The organism is Actinoplanes utahensis, assembly GCF_016862455.1.
Classification (GTDB): domain Bacteria; phylum Actinomycetota; class Actinomycetes; order Mycobacteriales; family Micromonosporaceae; genus Actinoplanes; species Actinoplanes utahensis.
The window spans coordinates 15,846-41,630 of record NZ_BOMZ01000089.1; the positions used below are offsets into that span (position 1 = coordinate 15,846).

The 25,785-nt window shown below is 73.1% G+C and carries 10 protein-coding genes; 3 read left to right on the forward strand and 7 right to left on the reverse strand.

Annotation, left to right across the window (positions count from 1 at the left end; translation table 11 throughout):
* Positions 1-128 precede the first annotated feature (128 nt).
* The gene (locus Aut01nite_RS31445) at positions 129-1,394 is read left to right on the forward strand and encodes a hypothetical protein (protein WP_152628691.1); all 1,266 of its coding nucleotides are present in this window, start codon (positions 129-131) and stop codon (positions 1,392-1,394) included.
* The gene (locus Aut01nite_RS31450) at positions 1,391-5,836 is read left to right on the forward strand and encodes an FtsK/SpoIIIE domain-containing protein (protein WP_204037743.1); all 4,446 of its coding nucleotides are present in this window, start codon (positions 1,391-1,393) and stop codon (positions 5,834-5,836) included. Before Aut01nite_RS31445 ends, Aut01nite_RS31450 begins: the two co-directional genes overlap by 4 nt.
* Positions 5,837-5,896: 60 nt before the next feature.
* Here the strand turns inward: Aut01nite_RS31450 and Aut01nite_RS31455 are convergent, their stop codons facing one another.
* From Aut01nite_RS31455 to Aut01nite_RS31465, 3 genes are read right to left on the reverse strand one after another with little or no spacing between them, the layout of a single operon-like run.
* Entirely contained in the window at positions 5,897-6,196 is a 300-nt protein-coding gene (locus tag Aut01nite_RS31455; RefSeq protein WP_043525034.1) for a WXG100 family type VII secretion target, read from the reverse strand.
* A gap of 30 nt (positions 6,197-6,226) precedes the next feature.
* Entirely contained in the window at positions 6,227-6,532 is a 306-nt protein-coding gene (locus tag Aut01nite_RS31460) for a hypothetical protein (RefSeq protein WP_043525036.1), read from the reverse strand.
* Positions 6,533-6,547: 15 nt separating this feature from the next.
* Positions 6,548-7,564: a hypothetical protein gene (locus Aut01nite_RS31465; RefSeq protein ID WP_043525037.1), complete on the reverse strand. Its 1,017-nt coding sequence runs from the start codon at positions 7,562-7,564 to the stop codon at positions 6,548-6,550.
* A gap of 130 nt (positions 7,565-7,694) precedes the next feature.
* Between Aut01nite_RS31465 and Aut01nite_RS31470 the strand changes: the two genes are divergently transcribed.
* Positions 7,695-19,574 carry a hypothetical protein gene (locus Aut01nite_RS31470; protein WP_152628692.1) on the forward strand — a complete coding sequence of 3,960 codons (11,880 nt, stop codon included), beginning with the start codon at positions 7,695-7,697 and terminating at the stop codon, positions 19,572-19,574.
* Here Aut01nite_RS31470 and Aut01nite_RS31475 read toward each other — a convergent pair.
* The 4 genes from Aut01nite_RS31475 to Aut01nite_RS31490 all read right to left on the reverse strand — a co-directional run bounded on the left by Aut01nite_RS31475 (position 19,555) and on the right by Aut01nite_RS31490 (position 25,773).
* On the reverse strand, positions 19,555-20,094 hold the full coding sequence (locus tag Aut01nite_RS31475; protein ID WP_083998956.1) for a sigma-70 family RNA polymerase sigma factor: 540 nt from the start codon (positions 20,092-20,094) through the stop codon (positions 19,555-19,557). The genes Aut01nite_RS31470 and Aut01nite_RS31475 overlap by 20 nt on opposite strands.
* A 140-nt stretch (positions 20,095-20,234) precedes the next feature.
* Positions 20,235-22,811, reverse strand: a complete 2,577-nt coding sequence (locus Aut01nite_RS31480) for a right-handed parallel beta-helix repeat-containing protein (RefSeq protein WP_052163704.1) — start codon at positions 22,809-22,811, stop codon at positions 20,235-20,237.
* 250 nt (positions 22,812-23,061) lie between these two features.
* Positions 23,062-25,341: a hypothetical protein gene (locus tag Aut01nite_RS31485; RefSeq protein ID WP_043525039.1), complete on the reverse strand. Its 2,280-nt coding sequence runs from the start codon at positions 25,339-25,341 to the stop codon at positions 23,062-23,064.
* A 36-nt stretch (positions 25,342-25,377) separates the two neighbouring features.
* On the reverse strand, positions 25,378-25,773 hold the full coding sequence (locus tag Aut01nite_RS31490) for a hypothetical protein (protein WP_043525040.1): 396 nt from the start codon (positions 25,771-25,773) through the stop codon (positions 25,378-25,380).
* Between the last annotated feature and the right edge of the window lie 12 nt (positions 25,774-25,785).

Consider the following 25,785-nt stretch of genomic DNA (forward strand, 5'->3'; position numbering starts at 1 on the left):
TCGGCCTGACCTGCGGATATGCCGTGAGAGGTACCACGATGGCCGTCGCTAACATCCCCATGATCGACGGGTGCGCGCGCCCGGAGCGGTCAGTTCCACATCGGGGAGTGCCGTCGGAGGGGATCAGTGTGAGCATGCCGACCTGGGCGGAGATCGGCCGTTATCTCGACGACCATCGCCAGCCGTTGCTGATCGGCCTGGCCGTCGCCGAACTGGTGATCCTGCTGGTGGTCGCGTTGCGCTGGTTCGACCGCCGGTACGGGTTGCGGCACCTGCTGCGGCGTGCCCGTCGTTTCCTGCAAGCGGTGGTACGGGATCTGGCCGCGCCCGCCGTCGACCTGATCCGTCTGCGCCGTGCCGTCCGCCTGATCGCCGACCGGTTCACCGCCGGGGATCCGGTCGCGGACGCCGGCACGGTTCTGGTGTCGGCCGGACGGGCCGTCCGAGACAGAGCGGACTGCTGGCCGTATCAGGTGATGCTGAGTGAGGGCCGTTTCGGCGTGGGTCTGGCCGGACCCGGCGACCTGCCCGAGCCCGGGCCGGCCGGTTCCCCGTGGCGCGCCATCGGCGCGCGCCGCTGGCAGGCCACCGGGCCGCTGCCGCCGCTCCCGGAGGCCCCGGAGGTCCCGGACGTCCCGGGCCCGCCGATCATCGGCGAGCACGGGCAGACCGGGCCGCTGCCGGTGCTGGTGGGTGTCGCCGGGGACGAGCTGGTGCTGCTGGATCTGGCCCGCAGCCCGGGGGTCGTCTCGGTGCACGGGGCCACCGGCCCGGCCGCCCGGCTCGCCGCCGCGATCACGGCGCAGCTACGGACGGCGGTCGGTACGCGTGTCGGCGACCTGAGGGTGGCCGACGACGGCCCGGCTCTCGACGAGGCGTTACGAGAGCTGCGGAACCGCCCGGTCACCGTGGGTACGCGTACGGTGCTGGTGTGCCGGGCCCCGGAGCCGTCCGGCGCGGCCCGGATCGCGGAACTCACCGCCCGCGACAGCGGCCTGCTGGTACTGGTGTCCGGCTACCTCCCCGGCTCCCGGTGGCGGCTGCGGGTCACCAGTGCCGGCCGGGTCGTCGCGCCGGAACTGGGGGTCGACGCCTACGCCGCCCCGGTCGGCCCGGGCCTGGAGCGGGCCGGATCCGCCGACAGCCCGCCGTCCGGTGATCCGCCGCGCGGCGCTCGCCTGCCGTCCCGCCTGATGATCGGCCCGGGCGACGGCCGGCCCGACGCCGGTACCGGTGCCACCCCGCCGGCGCCGGTACCGAACTGGGCGGACGAGCAACCCGTCCCCCCTCCGCCCCGCCCCGCCGCCGACGACCTGATCGAACCCGAGATCGGCACGGCCATCCCGGTGGCCGTGGGACTCGACGCCGTCACCGCCCGCCCCGGAGAGAAATGATGCGTACGCTGCTCACCCTCGTCTCACCGGAGGAGACCCGGGACGTCGCGCTCGACGTCCAGGTGGACACCCCCGTGCACGCGCTCGCCGAGCAGGTCGACGGTGACGCCGGCCTGTACCTCGACGGTGGGCGCCTGGAACCCGGCCGGACCGTCAGCGAGGCCGGCCTCTTCTCCGGGGTGCGGGTGGGCGTCGGCGCCCCGGCCCCGGACGGACCGGTACGGGAGCTGCCCGGCGACGCCCGCGTGCACTGGCTGGAGGTGCACGCGGTCGGCGGCCCGGCCGCGGGGCGGATCTGGCCGGTGGGGCTCGGCACCCACGACATCGGCGCCGCCCCGGGCTGCGCCATCGACCCCGGCGGTCCCGGCCTGCCCCGGCACGGCGCCCGGCTGACCGTGGACGAGCAGGGGCACGCCTGGGTCACCACCGCGGACGACAGCGGGGTACGGCTGGCCGTCCCGCGACCGCCGGACGCCGCCGATGTGGCCGTGCCGCCGCAGGACCGCCGCGACGGCGCCCACCGCTGGTCACCCGGCACGGACCTGGCGGTGGCCGGCACGCTGCTGCGGCTGGTCGAACGAGAGGCCCCGGACGCGGCCGTGACCGCGGCCACCGACGTACCGGTGCTCGACTTCAACCGGCCGCCGCGGATCGTGCCGCCGCTGCTCTTCTCCAAGCAGCGGTTCCCGGCTCCTCCGGTGAAACCGGGCCGCCGCCCGATCCCGGTGCTGCTCACGCTCGCGCCGATGGTGATGGGCCTGACGTTCGTCCTGGTCTTCGACTCGCTGTTCTATCTGGTCATCATGGCGTTCAGCCCGATCCTGGCGCTGGCGAGCTGGTACACCGACCGGCGCAGCGGCCGCCGTAAGTACCGCACCGACCTGGCCGAGTATCAGGTGAAACGGGCCGCCCAGGTGCGTGCCCTCGCCGCCGCCGTCGGTGACGAGCGGCTTGCGCGCTGCGCGGCGTCGCCCGACCCCGCGACGGTCTTCCGCACCGTGGTGGGGCCCGGCCGCCGGCTCTGGGAACGGCGCCGCCGCGACCCCGACCACCTGGTCCTGCGGGTCGGCACGACCGATCAGCCGTCGCTGATCGAGGTGGAGGACCCGGCGCGCCCGGACGGGGAGCGGAACCTGCGCTGGACCGTACCGGACGTGCCGATCACCGTGGACCTGGTGGAACGCGGCGTGATCGGCCTCGCCGGGGATCCGGGGACCAGCTATGCCGTGGCGCGCTGGCTGGTCGCTCAGGCCGCCGCGCTGCACAGCCCCCGGGACCTGCGGGTGCACCTGCTCACCGAACCGGGCGGGGAGGACCGGTGGAGCTGGATCCGGTGGCTGCCGCACAGCCGCCCCGCTGACGGCGGCGCTCCCGCGGGGCGACCGTACAGCCTGGTCGGCAACGACCCGGAGACGGTGGCGAACCGGGTCGCCGAGCTGGTGTCGCTGATCACCGCCCGGGTCAAGGCCCGCGGTTCCCAGCTCGGCCAGGTGATGTTCACCGAACCCGACGTGCTGCTGATCGTCGACGGCGCCCGGCGGCTGCGGGAGGTGCCGGGCATGGTGCAGGTGCTGACCGACGGCCCGGCGGTACGCGTCTTCGCCGTCTGCCTCGACGCGGAGGAACGGCTGCTGCCGGAGGAGTGCACCGCCGTGGTACGGGCCGACGCCGACGGCCTCACCGTCCGGCAGACCGGTGTGCCCGAAGCCGGCGCGGTACGCCCCGACGCGGTCACCCCCGCATGGTGCGAGCGGGTGGCCCGGGCGATGGCGCCGCTGCGGGACGTGACTCCCGACGAGTCCGCCGGCCTGCCGGACCGGGCCGGCCTGCTGACCCTGCTCGGCGCCGATCCGCCGAGCCCGCAGGACCTGGTCGCCCGCTGGGCCGCCCAGCCGGCCTCCACCACCTTCGTGATCGGCGCCGGCTTCGACGGGCCGGTGGCGCTCGACCTGGTCCGCGACGGCCCGCACGCGCTGGTCGCCGGCACCACCGGCGCCGGGAAGTCGGAGCTGCTGCAGAGCATGGTGGCGTCGCTGGCGGCGGTGAACCGGCCGGACGAGCTGACCTTCGTGCTCGTCGACTACAAGGGTGGCAGCGCGTTCCACGGATGCGTACGCCTGCCGCACACCCTCGGCATGGTCACCGACCTGGACAGCGCCCTGGTGACGCGCGCCCTGGAGTCGCTGAGCGCCGAACTGCGCCGCCGGGAGGAGATCCTGGCCCGGGTCGCCGCCAAGGACCTGCCCCGTTACCGGGCGATGCGGCAACGGGACCCGGAGCTGCCCGCCGTGCCGCGGCTGGTCCTGGTGATCGACGAGTTCGCCACCCTCGCCCGGGAGGTGCCCGACTTCATCCCCGGCCTGGTCAGCATCGCCCAGCGGGGCCGGTCGCTCGGCATCCACCTGATCCTCGCCACCCAGCGCCCGGCCGGTGTGGTGACCGGCGACATCCGCGCCAACACCAACCTGCGCATCGCGCTGCGGGTCACCGACCCGATGGAGAGCAGCGACGTCATCGACGTGCCGGACGCCGCGCTGATCCCCGCCACGGTTCCCGGGCGTGCGCTGGTGCGTCTCGCGCACCGGTCCACGGTCCCGTTTCAGACCGCGTACGCCGGCGCGGTCCACCACGACGGCTCCGGTGACGAGGACGCGGCCCGCCCGGTCCTGCCCGTCTCCCGTATCGAACTGCCCTGGTCGCGCCTCGGCCGGGCGCTGCCACCACCCGCCGAGGCCCCGGAGGACGCGCCGGACAGCGACGAGCCGGCCCCCACCGACCTGGACGTGCTGGTCGACGCGATCGGTGCGGCCGCCCGGGACGCGGGCTGCGAACCACAGCCCAGTCCCTGGCTGCCTCCGTTGCCGGCGACGGTGCTGCTCGACGACCTGGCGGCGCCGCAACGCCCGGCGGGCGGGCTGCGGCCGGTGCCCTGGGCGCTGGCCGATCTGCCCGAACAGCAGGCGCAGCGGGTCCTGACCTGCGACCTGACCAGGCTGGGGCACCTGTACGTGCTCGGCGCCTCCCGTTCCGGGCGCTCGCAGCTGCTGCGTACCCTCGCCTCGGCCCTGGCCCGCGGGAACTCCTGCGCCGACGTGCACCTGTACGCGATCGACGCGGCCGGCGGCGCGATGGCGGCGCTCACCGAGTTCCCGCACTGCGGCGCGGTGGTGCCGCGCGCCGACATGGAACGGCTGGAGCGGCTGCTGACCAGGCTCAGCGGTGAGGCGGCACGCCGCCACGAGGCGCTCGGCCGGCACTCCTGCGCGGGTCTCGACGAGTTGCGGGCGGTGCTGCCCGAAGCGGAACGCCCGGCACACCTGGTGGTGCTGGTCGACGGCTGGGACTCGTTGTCCGCGGTCCTCACCGAGCACGACGGCGGCCGCCTGTACGAGCTGGTCCTCGGTCTGCTCCGGGAGGGCCCGGCGGCCGGCGTGCACCTGGTCATGTCGTCGGAGCGAGGGTTGATCTCCGGCCGTGCCGCGGGCCTCAACGATCACCGGATCATGCTGCGGATGACCGACCGCACCGACTACGCCTCGATGGGCGTCAACCCGCGCCGGGTGCCCGAGGTGGTGCCGCCGGGGCGCGGCTGGAGTTCGGTGGACCGGGCCGAGTTGCAGGTGGCCCTGCTCGCCGCGGATCCGTCGGGGCAGGCTCAGGCCGAGGCGATGCGCCGGATCGCGGCGCGGAGCGGGGCCCGCGACAGCGCGGTGCCCGCACAGCGCCGGCCGTTCCCGGTCGCGGTGCTGCCCTCGACGGTCACCTTCGCCGACGCGTTCGCCCAGGTGCCGCAGGAGCAGCGGGGTCCGCTGCGAGGTCTGCTGGGCCTCGGCGGCGACGCGGCGGCGCCGGTGCCGGTCGATTTCGCCGGCCGGCAGAGCGCCTTCCTGATCGCCGGGCCGCCCGGTTCCGGTCGCAGCAACACGCTCGCCACGCTGGCCGTCTCCCTGCTGGCCGGAGGTACCGCGCTGGTCGTGCTGACCCCACGGGAGTCACCGCTGCGCAGGCTGTCCGTACACGGCCGGGCCGAGGTGATCGAGGGACCGCAACCGGACCCGGCGGTGGTGACCGCCGCGGTGGCGGCGGCCGGCGGGCCGGTGGTGGTGCTCGTCGACGACGTCGACCTGCTCGGCTTCGCGAATCCGGTGGACCAGGTGTTGCGCGAGGTGGTGGCGACCGGACGGGACCGGGGCATCGGTCTGGCGTACGCCGGCACGGCCGAGACGCTCACCCAGGCGCTCGGTGGCTGGATGGCCGAGGCCCGCCGATCCCGGCAGGGCGTCCTGCTCGCGCCGCAGTCCACGCTGGAGGGTGACCTGGTCGGGGTACGCGTGCCGCCGGCGCTGCTGCGTTCCGGGAGCCGTCCCGGCCGTGGCTACGTGCCGGACCCGGCGAGCGGGGCGCTGAGCTCGGTGGCGATCCCGCACACCGTGCTGCGCTGACGCCACGACGGCGCCCCCGGCTCCACCGAGCCGGGGGCGCCGTCGTGTGCGCCGGTCGTCTCAGCTCGACGGCTTGGCCAGCCCCGCGTCCAGTTCGGCGAGGTTCTTCGTGATCATGTTGAAGCTCTGCGCGAACGTGTCGAGCTGGGCGATCGCCTTGGTCAGCGACGCGTTGAACTCGGTGTACTGGGCGCTCATCACCGGGCTGGACTGCTGCAGCCACAACCCGCCCTGGCTGGTCAGCAGTTCGGTGACGTTGGCCTGCAACGTGGACAGCTCGCCGGAGATCTCGCTGCCTTCCGAGGTCAGGCGGGCCGCCACGCTCTTGACGGCCTCGTAATCGACGTTTACCTCTGCCATGGTGTCTCCCTGTGTGCGGTGGCCGGCCGGTCAGCTGCCCGAGCTGGACTGGGTGATCGCGTCGTCCATCGCCCGCAGCTGCGCGACGATGTTCTGGAACTGCTGGGCGAAACTGGTGATGTTCTGCACCGCGGCGGTGACCGAGGTGTTGAACTCCTTGTACTGGGCGCTCAGGGTGGGGCTCGACTTCTGCAGCCAGAGCCCGCCGTCGCTGGTGAGCAGCTGGGCCACGGCGTTCTGCAGCGAGGTGAGCCGCGGCACGGTGCTGGACACCACCTGGTTGAGGTTGGTGGAGACCGCGTTCACCTTCTCGAAGTCGACGGTGATGTTGGGCATGTGTGCTCCAGTGGGTCAGACGGGATAGTTGTAGTAGTAGTCGTCGTCCTCGGCCGGCGGATCCTCGTGCGATTGAAGGGTCCACTGGCCCGTCTTCGGGTTGCCGGTGTAGACGTCGGTGCCGTCCGGGCCGACCACGGTCTTCGTCCCGGTGCCGTCGCCGGTGACCACGATGTCGGTCGTGGTGGTCTCGCCCTCGGTGTCGACCGTGACGTTGTGCGAGCCGCCGTCCGGTGTCGGCGTCACCGTGCTGGTGGTGGTGCCCTCGTCGGTCTTCGACGTCACGACGTAGGAGCCGTCCGGATCGGTCTTCTTCTCGATCGTCTCGGTGCTGCCGTCCGAGTGCGTGATCGTGGACGTGTAGTCGACGACGTCGGGCACACCGTCGCCGTCGGTGTCGACGTACGTGTAATCGGTCGTCTCGGTGTAGGTCAGCCCGTCACCGGACTGCACGGTCGTCGTCTCCGAGACGATGTTGCCGTCCTCGTCCAGCTTCGCCGTGGTGTGGTTGCTGCCCACCGTGCCGGTGCCGTCGATCTCGGTCGGGACGGCGCCCGGCTCGGGCGGCGGCGGGCCGCTCCACAGGGGGATGGTCGCCGTCTTCAGGTCGCCGTTCTCGTCGTAGTACTGGAACGTGACGTTCTTGTCCTTGATGTCGAGGTAGTGCTCGTACGCCTTGGTGTCCGCCTGCCACTGGCCGATGTGGGCCTGCAACCGGGCGGTGTTCACCTTGCCGCCGAAGTCCGCGTCCACGTCGAAGAACGCCTTGGCGATTCCGTCGAAGTTGTCGGCGAGCTTGTCCAGCAGCTCCATCGAGTCCTTGAACGGGCTGTGGCAGGCGTAGAAGAACGCGCTGAGGGCCGCGTACACCGATGCGTTGCCCACCTGGGCGGAGCTGACGACCGCGCCGTTCGACGTCACCACCGCACGCCGGGAACCCGTCTCGACGTCCGTTCTGATCTTCGCCTTCAGTTCGCGCATGCTGCCCGCGAGTTGATGCAGCAGCGCGTAGTCGAGCACCAGGTCGGCCACCGGCGCACGCTCCTCTCGTCTCCCCGAAGGTTCGACGCGCGGGGCCCCGCGGAAGGTTCACCGTGAACCACCGCGCACCGCCGCCGCGTCAGACAGAGGGGACATCGGTACGGGTCGTGCGGAGGCAGTGGTGGCAGAACGCCCGGGGGACTGGTCGGCGCTGAAGATGTCCGGCGATCCCACGCCCGGCGATCCCGACGTGCTGCTCGCGGTCGCCGACTACATGGACGCGATGGCCCGCAACGCGGAGACCGCCGACACCGGGCTGGGCCAGGTGGTCGCCAAGAGCGGCGAGGGCGCGTTCGTCGGCAAGACCGCCGACTGGCTGCGGGAACAGGTCAGCACCGAGATGCGCGGCTTCGTCGCCGGCGTCAAGCAGGCCTTCTCGGCGGCCGGCCCGGCGATCCGCTCGTACGTCTCCGCGTTGCGGGAGGCCCAGGCCCGCGCCGATCGGGCGCGCAACGAGGCAGCCGGGGCCGCCGGCGACGAGGCCCGGCTCGCCACGCTGAAAGCGGACGCGGAAGCGGCCGGCGCCGACCTCAAGCGCGCCGCCTCCACCGCGCAGCAGGCGATCCGCGACGCCGCCGGATTCATCACCTCACCGAAGACACCGAAGTCGGCGTGCGACATCTTCTGGGAGGTCTTCGGCTGGATCACCCTCGTCATCACGATCGTCGCGATCTTCATCGGCGGCCCGCTCGGCCTGATCGCCTTCGGCATGAACGCCGCCCTGGCGGTGAAGGCGATGGTGGACTTCGCCAGCGGCAAGACCAACGCCCTCGGCCTGGTCCTCGGCCTGCTCGGACTGCTCGGCCCCAGCACCAGGCCGCTGATCGCCCTGGGTGACCTGGTGAAGCTGACCAGCACCGCGTGGCGCAACCTCAAGGCGTTCACCGGCGCCGGCGTGCAGACCCTCGGCAAAGGCATCGGCGACTTCTGGCGCATGGTGTCCACCTTCAGTCTCACCACGGTGCTGCGCGGCGTCGGCGACATCGCCGTCACGCTCGGCAACACCGTCAAGGTGGGGGCGCTCGCCATCCCCAAGGTGGTCAGCTCCCTGGACGGCCTGGCCGTGCGCGGGTTCGTCACCCTGACCAACTTCACGCTCAAGACGGTGCCGAACGCGGTGGTCCGGGGAGCGACCGCGCTCCCGGGTTTCGCCGCCGGCCTCGGGCGGTCCCTGAAGAACGGTGCGATCACCACCGGCAACTTCCTGAAGCAGGAGTTCGGCGGCTGGAAGTGGCTGCGTATCTTCCTGCCGCTCGCCGGGCACGAGATCGGCCGGTTCGGGGTGGCCGGTGCCTTCAAACTCGGCGTACTGGGCCGAGGGCTGGCAATGAAGCCGTACGCCGGCTTGGCCGCGCTCAGCGGCGGCGTACGGCTCGCCGAGGGCATCACCACCGTCAGCATCGTCAAACCCGGCGGTACGCCGCCGGGCGGCGGCATCCACTTCAGCCCGGGCGGCCTGCACCTGCCGGACCTGACCGAGAACTCGTTCGGCGGGGTGCGGGCGCCCGGCGGCAACGGCGTCTCGGCCGTCGGCCCCGACTTCGCCGGGCTGCGCGGGCCACTCGCGACGCCCGATCTCGCGGGACTGAAGGGCCCGGTCGGCCTCGGCTCGCGCGGTCCGCTCGTCACCCCGGAACTGCCGGGCATGCCTCGCCTCCCCGGGCTGCGTCCCGGCGGCGGCGCCGCTTTCGATATGCCGGGCGCGGTCGACCTGGGTCTGATCAACAAGATCGACACGTCGACGCTCCGAGCTCTCGACACCAGCGTCGCCCAGGTGAAGCCGCACGTCCCGGGCGGTATCGGCGCGGTCACGCCACCCAGCCTGCGGATCGGCGACCTGGGCGCCGGCCTCAACCGGTTCACCGGCGGAGTGGACGGGCTGGCCGGCTTCGCGAGCCCCGAGATCCGGGCCCTCAACACCGGCGACATCAGTGCGGTCCGGATCTCCGACACCGGAGTCTCGTTCAACCTCGGTGCGGCGGAGAAGGGGATCATCCCCGCCAACCTGCCCGGCGGCGCGACGCCCACCGTGCAGGTGGGCCTCGCCGGCCGGGCCGACCTCGGCGGCCTGCGTGCCGTCCAGCATGGCGCCACCCCCCACCTGCCGTCCGGCACGACGTTCGGCCGCCTGGACGTCACGTCGCCGGAGATCTCCCTCAACCGGGCCATGGGCCTGCTGGCGGACACGCCGCCGGCCGGCCGGCTCGACGCCGGCGTCCCCTCGCCGGCCGGCCTGCCGCACCAGCCGCCCCGCCCCGACCAGGCCGGTGCGCAACTCACCCACCTGCAAGCGCTCGATCAGCTCAAACGCGCCCACGACACGCTGGCGAACGCCTCCGGGGACGCGCTGTCGATCGCCCGTGCGCAGAAGGACGTACGGGTGGCCGAGTCTCTGGTCCGCCGGACCGCGGACGGCATCCGCATCGAGCAGCCGGCGATGCCCGGCCCCGCCGCCGTCGCCAGGGTCGACGTCACCCCGCCGAAACCGGCCGAACCGGTCGGGGAGGAGCTGCGACTGCTGCAGGACCGCCTCGTCACGCTGCGCGGCACCGACGAGCCGTCACCGGATCTGGCCGGCCTGGAGCTGCAGTTGCGTCTCGAACGGCTGCGCTCGGCCCCGGAACCCGGCCCGGCGCCCGGCCTCGCGGACCTGCCGCCGGTGCCGACGCACGCGATCGACGACGGCGTCGGCGCGCTGGAGGCGCGGCTGGCCGCACTGCGCGGCACCGACGAACCGTCACCGGAGATGATCGGCCTGGATCTGGAACACCGGCTGCACCTGCTGCGCGGAGGCGACGGGCCCACCGAACTGGACCCGGCCGCCTTCCCGGACGTTCCGGCGTTGTCACCGGCGGAGGGCATCGCCCGCGTCACGGCGATCCAGCGTCTCGAACGCCTGGAGAACGACCTGGGCCTGGCCCGCGCGGAACAGCCGCCGGCAATCGGTGGGCCGGGCCGCGCCGGTGAACCGGTCCGGGCCGACGACGCGGTGCTGCAGGCCCGGCTGGACGCGCTCGGCCGCACCGACGGGGTGCTGAACCTTCCCGACGTGCCGCGGACCCCACCGGTTGTCCCCTCCGGCGGCGCCGAGCTCACCGTACGCCTGGATCAGCTCGTCGCCGACGCGCGCCGGGTGGATCTACCGCGCCACGAGTGGCGGTCGATCAGCACGGACGTGCGTACCGCCGTCGAACAGGGGCGGCACGGCGACGCGGCGCGACACCTGACCACGCTGCACGACCGGATCGACCGGCACATCGTGCACCAGCGGCTGGACGACTTCCGCACACACATCGACGCCGGGCACCACCGGGCCGCCCAGCTCGGCATGGACAAGGTCACGTGGCTCGAACACGCGGTCGGTATCGAACGGGCGGCCGCCGCCGGGCGCACCGGCGAACTGCACGCGCTGCTCGACGCGTACGAGAACGCGTTGTCCGAGAGTCTCACCCTGCAGAGACTCGGCGACCTGCCGGACCCGCCGTCCGGCGGCGCAGCCGACGAGGGCGTGGACCGGGCCGGGGCAGCCGGCGACGATCCGGGCGATGTGCGGGCTCGCCTCGACGCGCTGCCCGACGGACCGGCCCGGGGCCCCGGAACGGACTCCCCGGATCTGCGGGCCCGGCTCGACGACCTGCGCGGCGGCGCGGCCCCCGATCCGGAACTGGAGACCCTGGAGTTGCAGGCCCGGCTCCAGAACCTGCGCGGCGGTGGCGACTTCGCTCCGGGCGACCTCCCGAACCTGCCGGACGTGCCCACCCACAGTCCGGCGGACGACGCCCTGGCGAAGCGGCTCGCCGCGCTGAGGGACGGCGTTCCCGGCATGAGCGCGGCCGAGCACGCCCGCTGGAACGCGGAATTCGCCCATGCCGCCGACGAGGCCGCCGACCTCGACGTGCTGACCCGCTATCACGACCGGGTCGGCACGCTGCGCCGGGACGCCGGCCTGGCCGAGATCCGCGACGGGTCCGGCCCGCTTCCCGCCGCGGAACAGCGAGCCTGGCAGGACCTGCTGGCCCGGGTCGGTGACGATCCCACCGGCCTGGACGTCGTGCACACCGGCTACTCCGCCCGGATCGCCGAGTTCCGGGCGGAGACCGGCGCCCGGATCGACGCCGCGCTGTCCGCGCCGGACCACACACGGTCCCTCGGCTCGCGGGTGGACGAGGCTCTCTCGGGGCTGTCGCCGGAACTGCGCGCCCGTAACGCCGCCGAGCACACCACTCTCTCCGATCGGCTCGCCGCGCTGCGTGGTGGTGACGAGCCGACGGTGGTCGATCCCGGCCCGGCGGCGCCGCGCGGTGGTGACGGGCCGGCCGGCCCGCGAGGTACGGGCGGCGACGTGGGCGCGCTGGTCTTCCCGGACGTGCCGGCCACCGTCGTGAAGGCGCCGGAGCCACCGGCCGCCGCGAAAGGCGACGCGGCATCGCCGCAGCCGCCGGCCGCGCCGAAGGGTGACGCCGGTTCGCCGCAGCCGCCGGCCGCGCCGAAGAGTGACGCCGGTTCGCCGCAGCCGCCGGCCGCGCCGAAGGGTGACGCCGCATCGCCGGAGCCGCCCCGGACCCGACCGGGTGACGAGGTGGCCCAGCTCACCGCCCCGCAGCGGCCGCCCGTCGCGGAGACGACCACGATGCCGCCGCGGGACCTGCTCGGTGGCGGCCGAGCGCCGGAACCCCGCGTGGTCGAGGTGGACGCGGAACGGTGGACGCCGCTGGACGACGCCTTCCGCTTCGAGCGTGCCGGTGAGGCCGATCCGCCGAAGGTGACCCGTCCACCGGCCGGCGGTGAGCGTGTGGCGGTCCGCTACCAGCTCACCGCGGGTGACCAGGAGATGCTCTTCACGCTGCGGGTTCATCTCGGCGGCGACGCGGCCGGGTTCGCCGACGTGCGGGCCGGCACCCTGACCGGCGTCGACCGGTTTCTCAACGCGCCCGGCTACCGGCTGCCCGGGACGGACGTGCCGATCCGGGTGTCGGTCGAGTTCGTCGACGACCCGGCGCGCGCGCACGCGCACGTCACCGTGGCCGGGCCCGGGTCTGCGACGAACCAGGCCACCTGGGCCGCGGGCCGCCCGCCGGCGGCCTACGCCCACGAGGTGGTGCACTACCTCGGTGTCAAGGACGTCCAGCCGCCGCCTGGGGCGCTGCTGCACGGGCCGGCACAGCCCGGTCACGTCCACGGCGACCTGATGGGCGGCCACGACGGCGACGGCGAGTACGTGCTCACGCCCGGCGCGCTGGCCCAGATCGCCGACGTGCTCGCCCCGCACTTCTCCGGCTCGCCCGTGCCCGACCCGGTCACGCTCGTCGAGCCGGGCCACCGCGCCGGTGACTTCTGGGCCACCGGCATCGACATCCCGCCGAAGGTCACCGAGACGATCGCGCCGCCGGAGCGGATCCCGCTGCAGATGATCGATCCGCCGGAACAGATGCCGTTGACCTCGGTGAACCCGCCGGAGCTGGTCCCGGCGAACTCCCTGCCCGGCCTGTACCACGACCACCCTCACTACCTGTACGAGGTCGACACCATCGCCGGCGTGGACGTCCTGATCCGGCAGCTGGACGAGAGTGTGAACGCCGTCGTCCGGGCGCGGATGGACGGCTCCTGGCGGGGCGACGTCCCGATCCTGGCGGAGCGGGCGGTGCGGGCGCCGGAGATCGGGCAGGCGTTGCGGGACGATCCGCAGTCGTTCTTCACGACCGGCGGGCGCAGTTTCGATGTGCGCGACGGGGCGTACGGCTGGCATCGGGTGACGGTGGAGCCGGTCGCTGACGTGGCCGCCGCCCGGGTGGTGGATCAGTCGGCGGACCGGGCGAAGTTCGACACCCGCGCGGATCAGGCGGGTGGCTCGAAGCAGGTGGTGACCTCGGGCGGGAACGGGTCGCTGGGGGCCGGCGTGATGTTCCCGCAACGTCTGGGCTACGGCGCCGGGGGCAGCGCCGAGGTGGCGCTGGCACGGCCGCAGGAGTCGGTCGAGACGACGGTGCGGCTGACCGATTCGCACAACGTGCGCAGCGGCTCCGGTTCGCAGTTGGTGGAAGCGCCGGTCCGGTTCCAGGTGACGGCCACGGACGTACGCGGACCGGTCACCGGCCCCGCGACGACAGCCCCACCGGTGACCGCCGCGGTGGCCTTCCGCTCCGTCGACGATCTCGCCACCGCGACACCCCGTACCGCCACCAGGATCGACGTCGCCGCCGAGCGGACCGCGATGCTGGTGGAGCACTTCACCCCGGTCCGCATCCTCACCGCCGGGCTCGACCTGCACGACGGCGACACCCCCACCACCGGCTGGAACCGGGTGGCCGAGGAGATCCTGACCCGGCTCGCCCCGACCAAGGCGGTCGTCCCGGGCACCATCGGCGCCGGTGAGGCACGTGGCCTGTTCGCCGAATCGTCGATCCTCGCCAATCTGATGCCGGCTCTGGACGGCCCGGTGCACCCGCCGCTGATCACCAGCAAGCACGGCTCGCACGCCCTCTCCCTGGAACTGCGTGCCGTGCTGCCGGACCTGCTGGTGCGCGCGGACATCGGCAGGTCGTCGTTCCGCTGGCAGCCGGGTCTCACCACCGGGACGAAGACGACGCAGATCAGCCGGGTCGGTGGTGCGATCTCGGTGGTGCCGATCCGGTGGGGTTTCGCCGCCGCCTTCACCCAGTTCCGCCTCTTCGGAGGCTTCTTCCGCTCGACGGCCGCCACTGCCGGGCAGAGCGGCATGACCCGAGCCGGCACCGAGTTCAAGGACGTCGCGAACGTCGCGGTGGAGGCGCACTTCCGGCTCACGGTCACATCGGCGCTGCGGGAGACGTACGGGTCCCGGATGCCGTTCACCGACGGCGCGGTCCCGCCGATGACCGTCGACCTGGTCGTGCTCGGGCGGCTTCCGCAGGAGAAGATCACCGAGCTGATCACCGGGCAGCGTACCTTCCTCCCGTCACCGCTGACGTGGCATGTGCCGCCGTACGCGCTCACCGGTGGCCGGTCGGTCACCTACGGTCTGACCGGTTTCGCCGAACTGCACGCGGACGTGACCGCCCTGGTCCGCCGGTTCGAGGGTGGCTTCCTGCCGAAGTTCGGCAGTCCCGAGGCGACCCGGATGGGCGACGCGCAGGCGCCGAACGAACGCCAGGTCAACCAGTCCGAACTGGATCGGGTGCTGTCCCCGGCCGGGCTCCGCCAGGGGATGCCGGCGCTGCTCACCTCCGGGCTCGTCGCCGACCTGGTCCGTACCTCGGCCTTCCAGACCCGGCATCTCGTGGTGCACGTGACCGGCCGCTATGCCGGTGATTTCACCCATGCCGGCGTCGAGAAGGGCACCGGGGTCCGCCACTCGCGAGTGGACGGGACGCAGCAGAAGATCGTGGCCGGCGGGCAGTGGCGGGCCGGCGCGGCCGTCGAGGGCGGCGGTGTCTTCCGGCTGGTCGGCAAGGTGGCGACGGCGCTGGTGCCCTCCGGGGCGCTGGAGTTGCGCGGCCGCTTCGGCCGGCAGAGCGGCGCCCAGCTCACCGGCCAGCAGGTGCGGCTCAACGGCGGCAGCCCGGACTCGCAGGCGTTCGGCAACCAGTTGGAGATCAGGGTCTCGGTGTACGCGTACACCGAGCGCCTCGGCCGGGACCCGGGATCGCGGGTCAAGGTGGGCCGGGTGATCCGGCAACGGTTCCCGCGCCCCGCCGACGGGCAGCCCGCCCCCGAGACGAAGCAGGTCGCGCACATCGGCGACGCCACCATCACCCGGTACCGGCTGACCCGGCAGCGACCGGTCACGGTCCTGTTCGACAACGCGTCGGTGACCGCGGCGCCGATCGAGCGGCCCCCCGTGCTCACCCCGCGTGACACCGGCGGCGACCCGATGAACGTGCGGCGAGCGACCCGGTTCGACCTCGGCACGCTGCGGGACTGGGTGGACGGCGCCCCGCGCAGTGACGTGTCCGACTGGCTCTCCGTCGAGGCGATGCCGGGCAGCCCGTTCGTGCTGAAGCTGGCCCGCGACGTCGTCGAGGCCACCCAGCTGTACGCCGACCGGGCGTCCCGGACCCGGCTCGGCGGCCTGCGCGGCACCGGCGCGCTGCTGGAGGGCATGCCGCTGTGGGCCGGCCTGCTGCGCCGGTTCACCGAATCGGAGCAGGCCGGCGCGCTGCGCACGATGATCGAAGGCCGATGGCACGTCGACAAGGTCGCTGCGGAGAACGACGGCGCGGCGGTGGACCTGGTGGTCTCGGCCGCGCTCACCAACCCGGAGATCATGCCGGCCCACGGGCTGATCACGACCGAGTCGGCGACGGCCGGTGGTGTCGAGGTGGACACGGCCCGGACCAGGGAGTGGCAGACCGCATTGCGCGGCAACGTCTCGGCGAATCTGCGCAAACCCGGCGACAGCAAGAGCACGAGCGGTGGCGGCGGACTGATCAACGCCGGTTACGAACGGTTGCTGTACTCCCGGGAGAACCGGGACAGCGGCAGCCTGTCCGGGGCGATCGAGCGCAACCTCAACAACCGTAAGGGCCGGACCCGGTCGTACCTGGTCAAGTTCGACATGCGGGTCTCGGTCGGCGCCGAGGTGACCACCGACCCGGCGCGGTACGCGATCATCCCGCAGGCCGTGCGTACCGGCGACTGGCTGCACCACCACAAGTCGGTGCGCCGGGACGGCGTCATCACCAACGCCGTCTACCTGCGGCTGCCGGCCGACGCCGTGGCGAAGCTCGGGCTGCTGCCCCGTCTCGGCGGCGACACGGCCGGAATCGGGGCGCCCTGGACACCCGGCCCCGCCGCGGAACTGCGCCTGCTTCCCGGCCACGGCCCCGGGCTCGGGTTGTACGCGTTCCGGGACACCCCCGCGCTCACCGGCACGATGATCGAGGCGATGACCGCGGCCCTCACCCGGCTGAACCCGGCCCAGCGCGCCACCCTGGAGAAGGTCCTCGGCTCGCTGACCGGCGCCGGCCTCGACGACCCGATGCTGAACCGGCGCCGCCTGCTGCATCTGCTGACTCCGGCGGGTATCGCCCAGCACTGGCCCGCCATGGTCGACGGCGGGGCGTCCGTGCTGCACGTGACGCCGGGCCGGATGACCCAGCACGCACGGGACGTACGGCTGGTGGCGACGGTGACCGGGCCGCCGCGACTGGAGGGTTTCGTCGCCGGGCACGACGACCTGGACATCAAGACGACACATGTGCGGGACGCCGGCGCGACGGTGCAGCGCGCGCACGGCGGGACGATGATGGCGGGGGCGGCGGGCACCGGCGTGTCCAACCACCACGGCGAGAACCTCGCGGCCGGGCTCGGCGACATGATCGGCCGCTCCTCGCAGGTGACCAACGCGCAGGGCAGCGGCCAGGCGAGCGTCGACACGCAGATCAGCTCCGGCCGGGGCGTCAAGGCCCGGCTGAGGTTCCCGGTCACCTTCTCCCTGGTCGTCTTCGACCAGGGCAAGCGGGTCGACTCCGAACTGCTCACCGTGCACGATCATGTGGTGCAGGACCGCTGGGCCGACGACCTGCGCCCGCCGCGGACCCGGCCGGGCACGGCGCCGGCCACGTACCGGATCGCCGCGCCGGCCGAGAGCGGGCCGGGCTGGCGCACCCTCGACGGCCTGCCGCTGCCGCCGCGCTTCAGCGCGGAGGACCTCACCCCGATCACCACCTTGCGGGGTACGGTCGGGCGGCTGCTCGGTGACGCGGCGAAACGGCTGGCCACCCCCGGGTACGCCGGCGCGCACCAGATCCACCAGAGCCTCACCCCGGAGCTGCTGCTGCCCGCCGTACCCCGGATGCTGACGCCGGACGGCCTGGAGCTTCCCGCCGTGACCAGCGCGCAGATCTTCGGCCAGCAGGCCAAGGTCACCATCCGGCTGGTCCCCGAGGCGGCCTCGCTCAGCGGTGTCAGCTCCGGGGTGTTCCGGGAACACGCGCCGCAGCAGACGTCGGGTTACAGCACGGGCACGAACACGATGGTGCAGACCTTGCGGGCGCCGCGGATCCCGCTGCTCGGGCGAGGGTACGCCGACGACCCCTACCAGGCGCTGGAAGCGGGCGGGCCGGGCATCGCGGCCGGTGACCTGCAGGCGGCCACGGACAGCGGCAACACCGCCACCGGTGAACTGGGCAACGTGAAACCGGAGAGCCGGTCCGGGCTGATCGACTACCTGAGCCGGGTGGAGGTCACCGTCAGCCTGCCCCGGACGGCCGGCTTCACCCGGACGGTCAGCGCGGACAGCCCGGTCGTCACGGTGTCGCTACGGATGGGGCTGCACGACGTGCGCACCGCTCTCGACATCGACCGGCAGGACGACGGGTTGCGGGCGTCGTTCGAGGCGATCGTGACGAACGAGGCCGACCTGGCCGCGGCAGCCGACGCGTTCGTGAAGGCCGCCGACGACCTCGACGGTGCCCGCTACGACGCCCACGCCCAGCCGGCCGGCAGCGAGGCCCGTGCGGCGATCGAGGCGCGGATCCCCGGGCTGCTCGAAGCATGGCAGCAGGCCGGTGGCCGGTGGTGGGCACTGGAGCAACGCCACCACGACCTGCTCGACCGCTTCCGCCACGAGCACCTCGGCGTGGCCGCCTCGGTCGCCGACCCGGGCAGCCTCGCCCGGCACCTCCGCGACCTCGGAACCGTGGAAGAGGTCCGCCCCGAGGGCGTGCCGTCGCCACCGTCGCCCGCCGAGTCGCTGGCGGATGTGGAGGTGGGGCCGGAGGGCGTGCCGTCGCCGCCGTCGCCGGCCGGGTCGCTGGCGGATGTGGAGGTGGGGCCGGAGGGCGTGCCGCTGCCGCCGTCGCCGGCCGGGTCGGTGTGGGACGTGGAGGTGGGGCCGGAGGGCGTGCCGCTGCCGCCGTCGCCGGCCGAGTCGCTGGCGGATGTCGAGGTGGGGCCGGAGGGCGTGCCGTCGCCGCCGTCGATCACCCGTCTCGATGTGCCGGGTGACGGCTACTGTCAGCTCTACGCGGTGATCGCGACCGATCCGCTGCTGGTGCGCGACCGCCTCGCCGCGGCCGGGCTCGGCTCACCCGCACTGCACGCCTGGCTCGGCGACCCCGCGGCCGTGCGCGCCCAGGCGACTCTCTGGACCACCAGGACGGTACGCGACCAGCGTGGCCTGGTGCCCCGGTCCACCGAACTGGGACAGGCAGCCGATCTGCTGCGCACCCTGGTCGCCGCGCACCTGGACGGGCTCGGTCCGGACGGCGTACCCGCGCGGGTGCTGGCGCCGTTGCGTGACAGCATGGTCGGCAGAGTGCGGCAGGACGCCGACGGGCTGGACCGGCAGGGCCTTCTGGACCGGCTGCACGCCGACGGGGTCCGGACCGTCCGCTACGGCCAGGTGCTCCCGGTGTCGTTGCTGCGGGACCGGTACCTCGACGTGCGTACCCGGGAGCTCGCCGGCGGCGGTGATCCCGCCGTCGCCCGTGCCCACGCCGCATCGGAGGTGCCGCTACGGCCGGGCTCGGACGCGCAGAATCTGGCCGACGACGCCCTCGGCATGCAGGACATGCTCGACTATCTGGCCGTACGCGGGGAGAGCCCGGACCTGGGCGGCCTGAGCGACGAGACGCTACGTGACCTGTTCGTGGAGCACTACCGTGACCCGTCACGGCCGTTGCGTGAGGTGGAGTTCGAGGCTCTGCGGACCGCGGTCGGGCGCTGGGAGAGGTACTGGGGCGACGAGCGGGGGGAGACGTTCCTGCCGTTGCTGGCGTCCACCCTGGGCGTGCGGTTCCAGATCGAGCAGGGTGATTTCGCGATCACGGGATTCGGTCCGGAGGACGCCCCGCTCCTGACGGTGCACCGCTCCGGCAACCACTATCAGGCCACGGTTCCGGCCCCGCCGGCGGCCGTGCCGGACCCGGTGATCCGGGCCCGGTACGTGGCGCTGCTGACCGAACGGTACGTCGCGGCCGGCATGGACCCGGTGGTCGCGGCGGTCCTGGCCGAGGGTACGAAGGCCGGTCCCGGCACCATGACGGCGGAGCTGGGCGGCCTCAGTACGCCGGCCCCGTGACCCCCTGCTCGCCGAGGATCCGCTGGAGTTCTCGGGTGGCGTAGTGCGCCCGGGACTTCACCGTGCCCGGTGGCACGCCGAGCGTTCCCGCGACCTCGGTGTGTGTCCGGTCCTGGTAGTGCACCCGGAGCAGCGCCTCCCGGTGCAACGGTGACAGGGTTCGCAGCGCGCCGAACAGCACCGCCCGGTCCAGCACCGCCTCGTACGCGTACTCGCCGGGCTCCCAGACCGTCGCGGTGACGTCCTCGTCGACCTCGGTGGGCCGGGCGGCGTGCCGGCGGGCCCAGTCGATGGCGACGTTGCGGGCGACGCGGGAGAGCCACGCCTCGGGGGAGCGGGCGCCCGCCACCACCGTCAGGTTCCGCCAGGCCCGCAGCAGCGTCTCCTGGACGATGTCGTCGGCCCGGTCCGGGTCGCCGGGCAACAGGCGGCGCACGTAGCGGCGCAGTCCCGGAGTGCTCTGCGGCACCAGGACCTGTTCGAACCAGCTTGCGAGATCCTCGCCGGCCGTGGTCGTCATCGCGGACACGCACCTTTCTCGGCCTCAGCCGACTGTGCACTGAGGACGGTCCAGGTGACGTTATTCGTACGCCGATATGTTGATCTAGGAGGAAAAAGGTATTTTCATGCCGTGTTCACGGATTCGGCATGTGCCGGCCCTCAGCGGGCGGCGCCGATCACCGGCACGTCGGAAGCCGTCAACCTGAGCAGATCCTCGGTGGACGGCTCGGCCAGATCGGCGACGCGCTGCGCCTGGTGCTCGGTCATCCGCTGGAAGACCTGCCGCGCGGCCCTGCCGTTGCCGAAACCGTGCGCGCGGTCGAGCGTGGCGAAATAGGCGTGCAGCGCCTCCCGTGCGTCGTCGGACAGCCGGTACTCGTGCTGCCCGCACTGCGACTCGACGATCGCGGTCAGCTCGGCCGGCTCGTAGTCCTCGAACGTCAGGGTGCGGGAGAAACGGGACGCCAGGCCGGGGTTGGAGGCCACGAACCGGCTCATCTCCTCGGGGTACCCGGCCACGATCACCACCACGTCGTCGCGATGGTCCTCCATGAGCTTCACCAGGGTGGCGATCGCCTCCTGGCCGAAGTCGTTGGTGTGCCCGGGCGGCACGAGCGAGTACGCCTCGTCGATGAACAGCACGCCGCCGAGCGCCTTACGGAACACCGCCTGGGTGCGCGGGCCGGTGTGCCCCACGTACTCGCCCACCATGGAGGTCCGGTCCGCCTCGACCAGGTGGCCGCGTTCCAGCATCCCGAGCGCGGTCAGCAGGCGCCCGTAGAGCCGGGCCACGGTGGTCTTGCCGGTGCCGGGGTTGCCGGCGAAGACCAGGTGACGGCTCAGCGGCGGCGCGGCGAGCCCGGCATCCTGACGGCGCCGCACCGTCTGCATCAGTTTGATCTGCGCGCCCACGTCCTGCTTCACCCGATCCAGGCCGACCAGCGCGTTCAGCTCCGCCAACAGGTCCGGCAGGTCGGACTGCTCGGCCGTCCGCTCGCCGGTCCGCGGCGCGGGCACCGGCCCACCGGCGCCACCCGAGAGGGCGGGCGACGGCGCGGCGGCGACCGTCTCCGGCCGGAGCAGGGAGCGAGGTACGCCGGTGAGCCGGATCTCCTCGAAGACCGGTTCGGCGGAGGCGTCCACGTCGACGTCGACCTCGGTGTCCCTGATCCGGCACCGGACGATCTTCGGGTCGGCCGCGGCCCCGACGTGGACGGCGGGGAAGGCGCTGCCGGTGAAGACGCAGTCGGTGAACGTGCCACCGCCACTCTCCGCCACGAACAGGCTGTTCTTGGCTCCGCCGGTGCAGGAGCTGTCGCGCACCACCGGGGCGGCGCCGGTCCAGACCACGATCCCGGACCCGCCCGCCTCGTGCACGGAACAACCGTCCACGGTGCCGCCGCTGTCCTTCTCGAAGACGATGCCCGCGGTGCCGGGACGCTCGATGCGGCAGCCGGTCAGCGCCGCCACCGACCCGCCGCCGACCTGCACGCCGGCCCGGTCGGTTCCGGCGACGACACAGTCGGTGATCCGCGCCGTCCGGTCCGAGCCGACCGCCACACCGGTGCGGTTGCCGTCGAACACCGCACCGTTCACCGTGGCCTCCGCGTGCTCCTCCACGCTGAGGCCGGCGAGACCGCAGTCCCGGACCCGGGCGCCGATCACCTCGACGACGCTCGAGCCCGCCGCGTGCAGGCCGTGCTCCGCCGAGGGGCCCAGCCAGGCGCCGTCGACGCGGAGCCGTCCGGAGCCGCCGACGTGCACCGCGCTGTAGGCCGAAGGCCCCACCACCGTCTCCGAGAGGGTCGCCGTGGCCCGGTCGGTGACCAGGACGCCGTTGCCGCCGGAACCACGTACCGTCCCACCGTCGACCGTCACGGTGGCCTCGCCCTTGCCGACCACCCCGCTCGCGCCGGCCCGGTCGACGTCACACCCGGTCAGGACGACGTCGGCGTTCTCGGCGGCGACGACGGCCGCCCCGGCCACATCGGTCAGCCGGCAGCCGATGAGCTCCACCCGGGCGGTGCCGGTGACGAGCACACCGTCGGCGCCGCTGTGGTCCATCGCGGAGTCGCGTACGGTCATCGACGCCGACTCCTCGGCCAGTATCCCGTGCCGGCCCGGCGTGGTGATCGAACCACCGGCCATCTCGACCCGGGCCCGGCCACGCGCCCGCAGACCGGAACCGGACACCGGGCCGATCCAGGTGCCGTCCAGCACCAGCCGCGCGGAACCCCCCGCCACCGCCCCGATCCCGTCGATGCCGGTGATCACGCAGTTCTCCAGCCGGGTGCTGCTGTCGCCGAGGGCGTACAGGCCGGCCAGCCGGGCGCCGGTGAGGCGGCAGTCCCGCAACACCGGGGCGGCGGTTCCGGTGACCTCGACCCGGCCGTCGCGGAGCTCGCAGCCGGACACTTCGGCGGCGCCACCGGCCACCACCAGCACCGGCTCCGCAGGATCCGTACCGGTGAACACCAGGTCGACGAGGGCGGCGGCTGCCTCGACGCGGACCGGAGCGGGGCCGCTGAGCCAGACGGTTCCGCGGCCACGCTCGGCGACCAGGCGCACGTCCCGGTCGATCGTCAGGTCCTCGTGGTAGCGGCCGGGCGCGATCATCACGGTGTCGCCGGGAGCCGCGGACCGTACGCTCGCCATGATGGTCTGCGCGGCACCCCGCTCGCCGGGGGCGACCCGCAGATGATCGGTGGCCGTGCCGCCCCGTCGCCCGATCCGCATCCGCACACTCCTTGCGGGACCCCGCGGGTCCCGGTCGATCCCGTCCGGCGCAGCGCCGGTGACGTCATAGGTCGGCCGGAGCCGGCACCGCCCGGAACGAATCGGCCGTTCGGCGTGCTCCGGGCCGGAGGACGCTAACACCGGGACAGGGCCGCCGAGATGTCCGGAGAACGGACACCCCATGAAGATCAAGAGAGCGGATCACCGCGGCCGTCCCGGCGACCGGTGAACGTCCTGGCCGCGGAGAGGGTCAGCCGGCCCGGCCGAGGCGGGTGAACGACAACGCGAAGACGGTCGAGGCGATCCAGCCGAGAATCGTGCAGAGATTCAGCAACCATTCCAGCAGTACGCCGTTCCGTTCGGCCACCGGGTACCACGCCGACCGCTGGTGCAGGTCGATCAGCGGAACCACCGTGTCCACCGCGTAGAAGAACGGGCTCAGGCAGCGGACCTTGCCGTTCCCGCACGCACCCGGCGGATGGTGCTCGTCCGGCAACGGCTGGGCGCCGGCCGGTGTGAACACCAGGGCGTTCTGATCCGTCGACCTCATCTGCGCCTGCACCCCGGGCAGGCTCAGCCCCACGGTCACCGCCGCGATGAGCGCCACCAGCAGGTACAGGGCGCGCTGGGGCCGGAACCCGTACCGGACGGTGACGTCCTGCACCACGTCGTAGAAGCGCCGCCGGCCGGTGCGCAACCGCCGGGCCCGCCGCCGTTGCTCCACCAGCACGGTCTCCGCGCCGTCGACGTCACCGGCCGCGCGCAGCACCGCCGCCAGATGCTCCCACGCCCGTGGGTCGTACCGTGTCATCCGGGCCAGCCAGGCGGTCCGCGCCTCCGGATCCCACACCGCCTCGCCGTGCCACGCGAACGCCTCGAACCGTTCGTAGGCGAAACCGCCGATGTAGGAGTCGGCGGGCCAGTCCTGCGCCGGACGGTCGGCGAGGTAGGAGGAACTGGCCCCGGTGAAGTCGACCGCGCCGGCGGTGACCTGCCAGCCCAGGTTCACCCCGCCGCGGATGACCGCCGAGTCGGCGTCGACAGCGGTCCCGCGGGTGCTCGGCTCCCCGGTGTCCTTCCAGGTCAGGGTGGCGCCGTCGGCACGCAGCCGGCCACCGATGACGGCCCTGGTCAGGACGATTCGGCCGACCGACCGGAAGGCGCCGCACAGCCGTACGTTGCCGGTCACCTGGGCCATGTGCAGGCTCACCGTCGGGCCGCCCGGATTGCTGACGAACGCGTTCTCGGCGTTGAACACACCGCTGACGGAGGCGCCGCGGAAGGCGAGCGAACCGCCGACAGCGGCCATGCCGCGCAACTGGACGTCGCCGGCGACGGTGACGTTCACCGCGGACACGCACCGCCGGCGGCGCGGCTTGGCGAAGGTCGCGTTCTCCAGGCGGAGCGGGCCGTTGATGTGGGCGCTGCCGAGCCGGATCGTGCCCTCGAACGAGACGTCACTCGCGTCGAGGATGCCGCCCAGCACGGCCTGGTTCAGATCGAGGGCGGTGTCCGCCGGGTTCCACAGCGCGCCGCTGAGCTTCATCCCGCCGTCGAGCTGGGCACCGGGCAGCAGGATTCCGCCGTGGATCACGGTGTCGCCCTCGACCCGGAGGGTTCCGTGCACGGTCAGTCGCGGCGCCAGCAGGAACGTCCGCTCGGTGTCGGATTCGACGTTGTAGAAATGCACACCGCTGCCGGCCGGCGGGGCGGTGAGGTCCGCGTTGCGGATCAGCAGCGCGCCCCGGATCGTCGCGTGGCTCATCTCGATCCGGCCGCCGATCCGGCAACGACGGCCGGTGTTCGGCGAGTTCAGCAGGAACATGCTGCCACCTATGGTGGCCTCGGCCAGGTCCAGCGCCCGCCCGTCCGCCGGCGCGAACCGGGCGCCCATCACATCGAACAATCCGCCGAGACGTATCGCCATCATCCGCAACTCGCCGGTGGCGTGAAAGCCCTCCACCAGGCGGATGTTCCCGGCCACCCGCATCCGGTCCGCGTGCACGGCCCGGCCGGTGGGCGGCAGGATCCGCGTGCCGTCGGCGACGAGGCTGCCGCCGATGTCGGCGTCGGTCAGCCAGAGGCACGCCGGCCGGCTGCTGCCGTCCTTCGTCGCGACGTCACCGTCGATCACCATGCCGGACAGGATCAGGTTCCGGTCGATCCGGACCCCGGAGGCGACAAGGCCGGGGAGTACGGCGGGCCGGCTCGCCGCCGGGTCTCCGGTGATCGCCAGTTCGTGTATCCGGGCGCCCTGGACGTCGACCGGATCGGTGAAGCCGCACGACTCGAAACGCACCGGAACCGGCACGGTGCACGTACGCAGGTCGAGCGGGCCGGTGATCCGCGCGTTGCCCACCCGCAACCCGAACGGATCGGCCTCGCCGGAAGCCAGAAGAGCCGCCCGCACATCGGCGGCGGCGATCTCGGCGCCCGCGCAGTCCAGGCCGCGTCGGGCCCGCGACGCGGCGAGCAGTTGCGGCACGAAGTCCTCGTCCGGTCGCAGTGGCAGCCATCCGGACGAGTCCATGCGTACACAGTAGAGAACCGCGTTTCGCGGCTCACTTCACAGGTTGTCGATGCGCGCCAGCAGCTCTTCCTCGGTCAGGTTCTCCAGGACCGCGTCCTGCTTGCGGCCCAGAACCGCCAGCAGCTTCTCCTTCTCCAGCTTCTTGGCCGCCGCCGCCTTCGCCGCCTGGTCCTCCGCGATGCGGATGGCGATGACGTGCTTGACGACCTCCAGCTTGGCCTCGCACGTGGCCTTGGCCGGATCGGCCTCGGTGGCCACGAACGACTCGGTGTCGACGGCCTTGAGCTCGGCGTGGACGGCCTTGGCCACGTCATCGAGGCTGAAACCGGACTTGGCGGTCAGCGGAAGCTCCCACAGCTGTTCCGTGGTCAGCAGGCCCTTGGCCGACGGGTAGCGGAACTTCTCCCGCGTGGCCTTCTCGAAAACGGTCACGGTGGCCTCTCT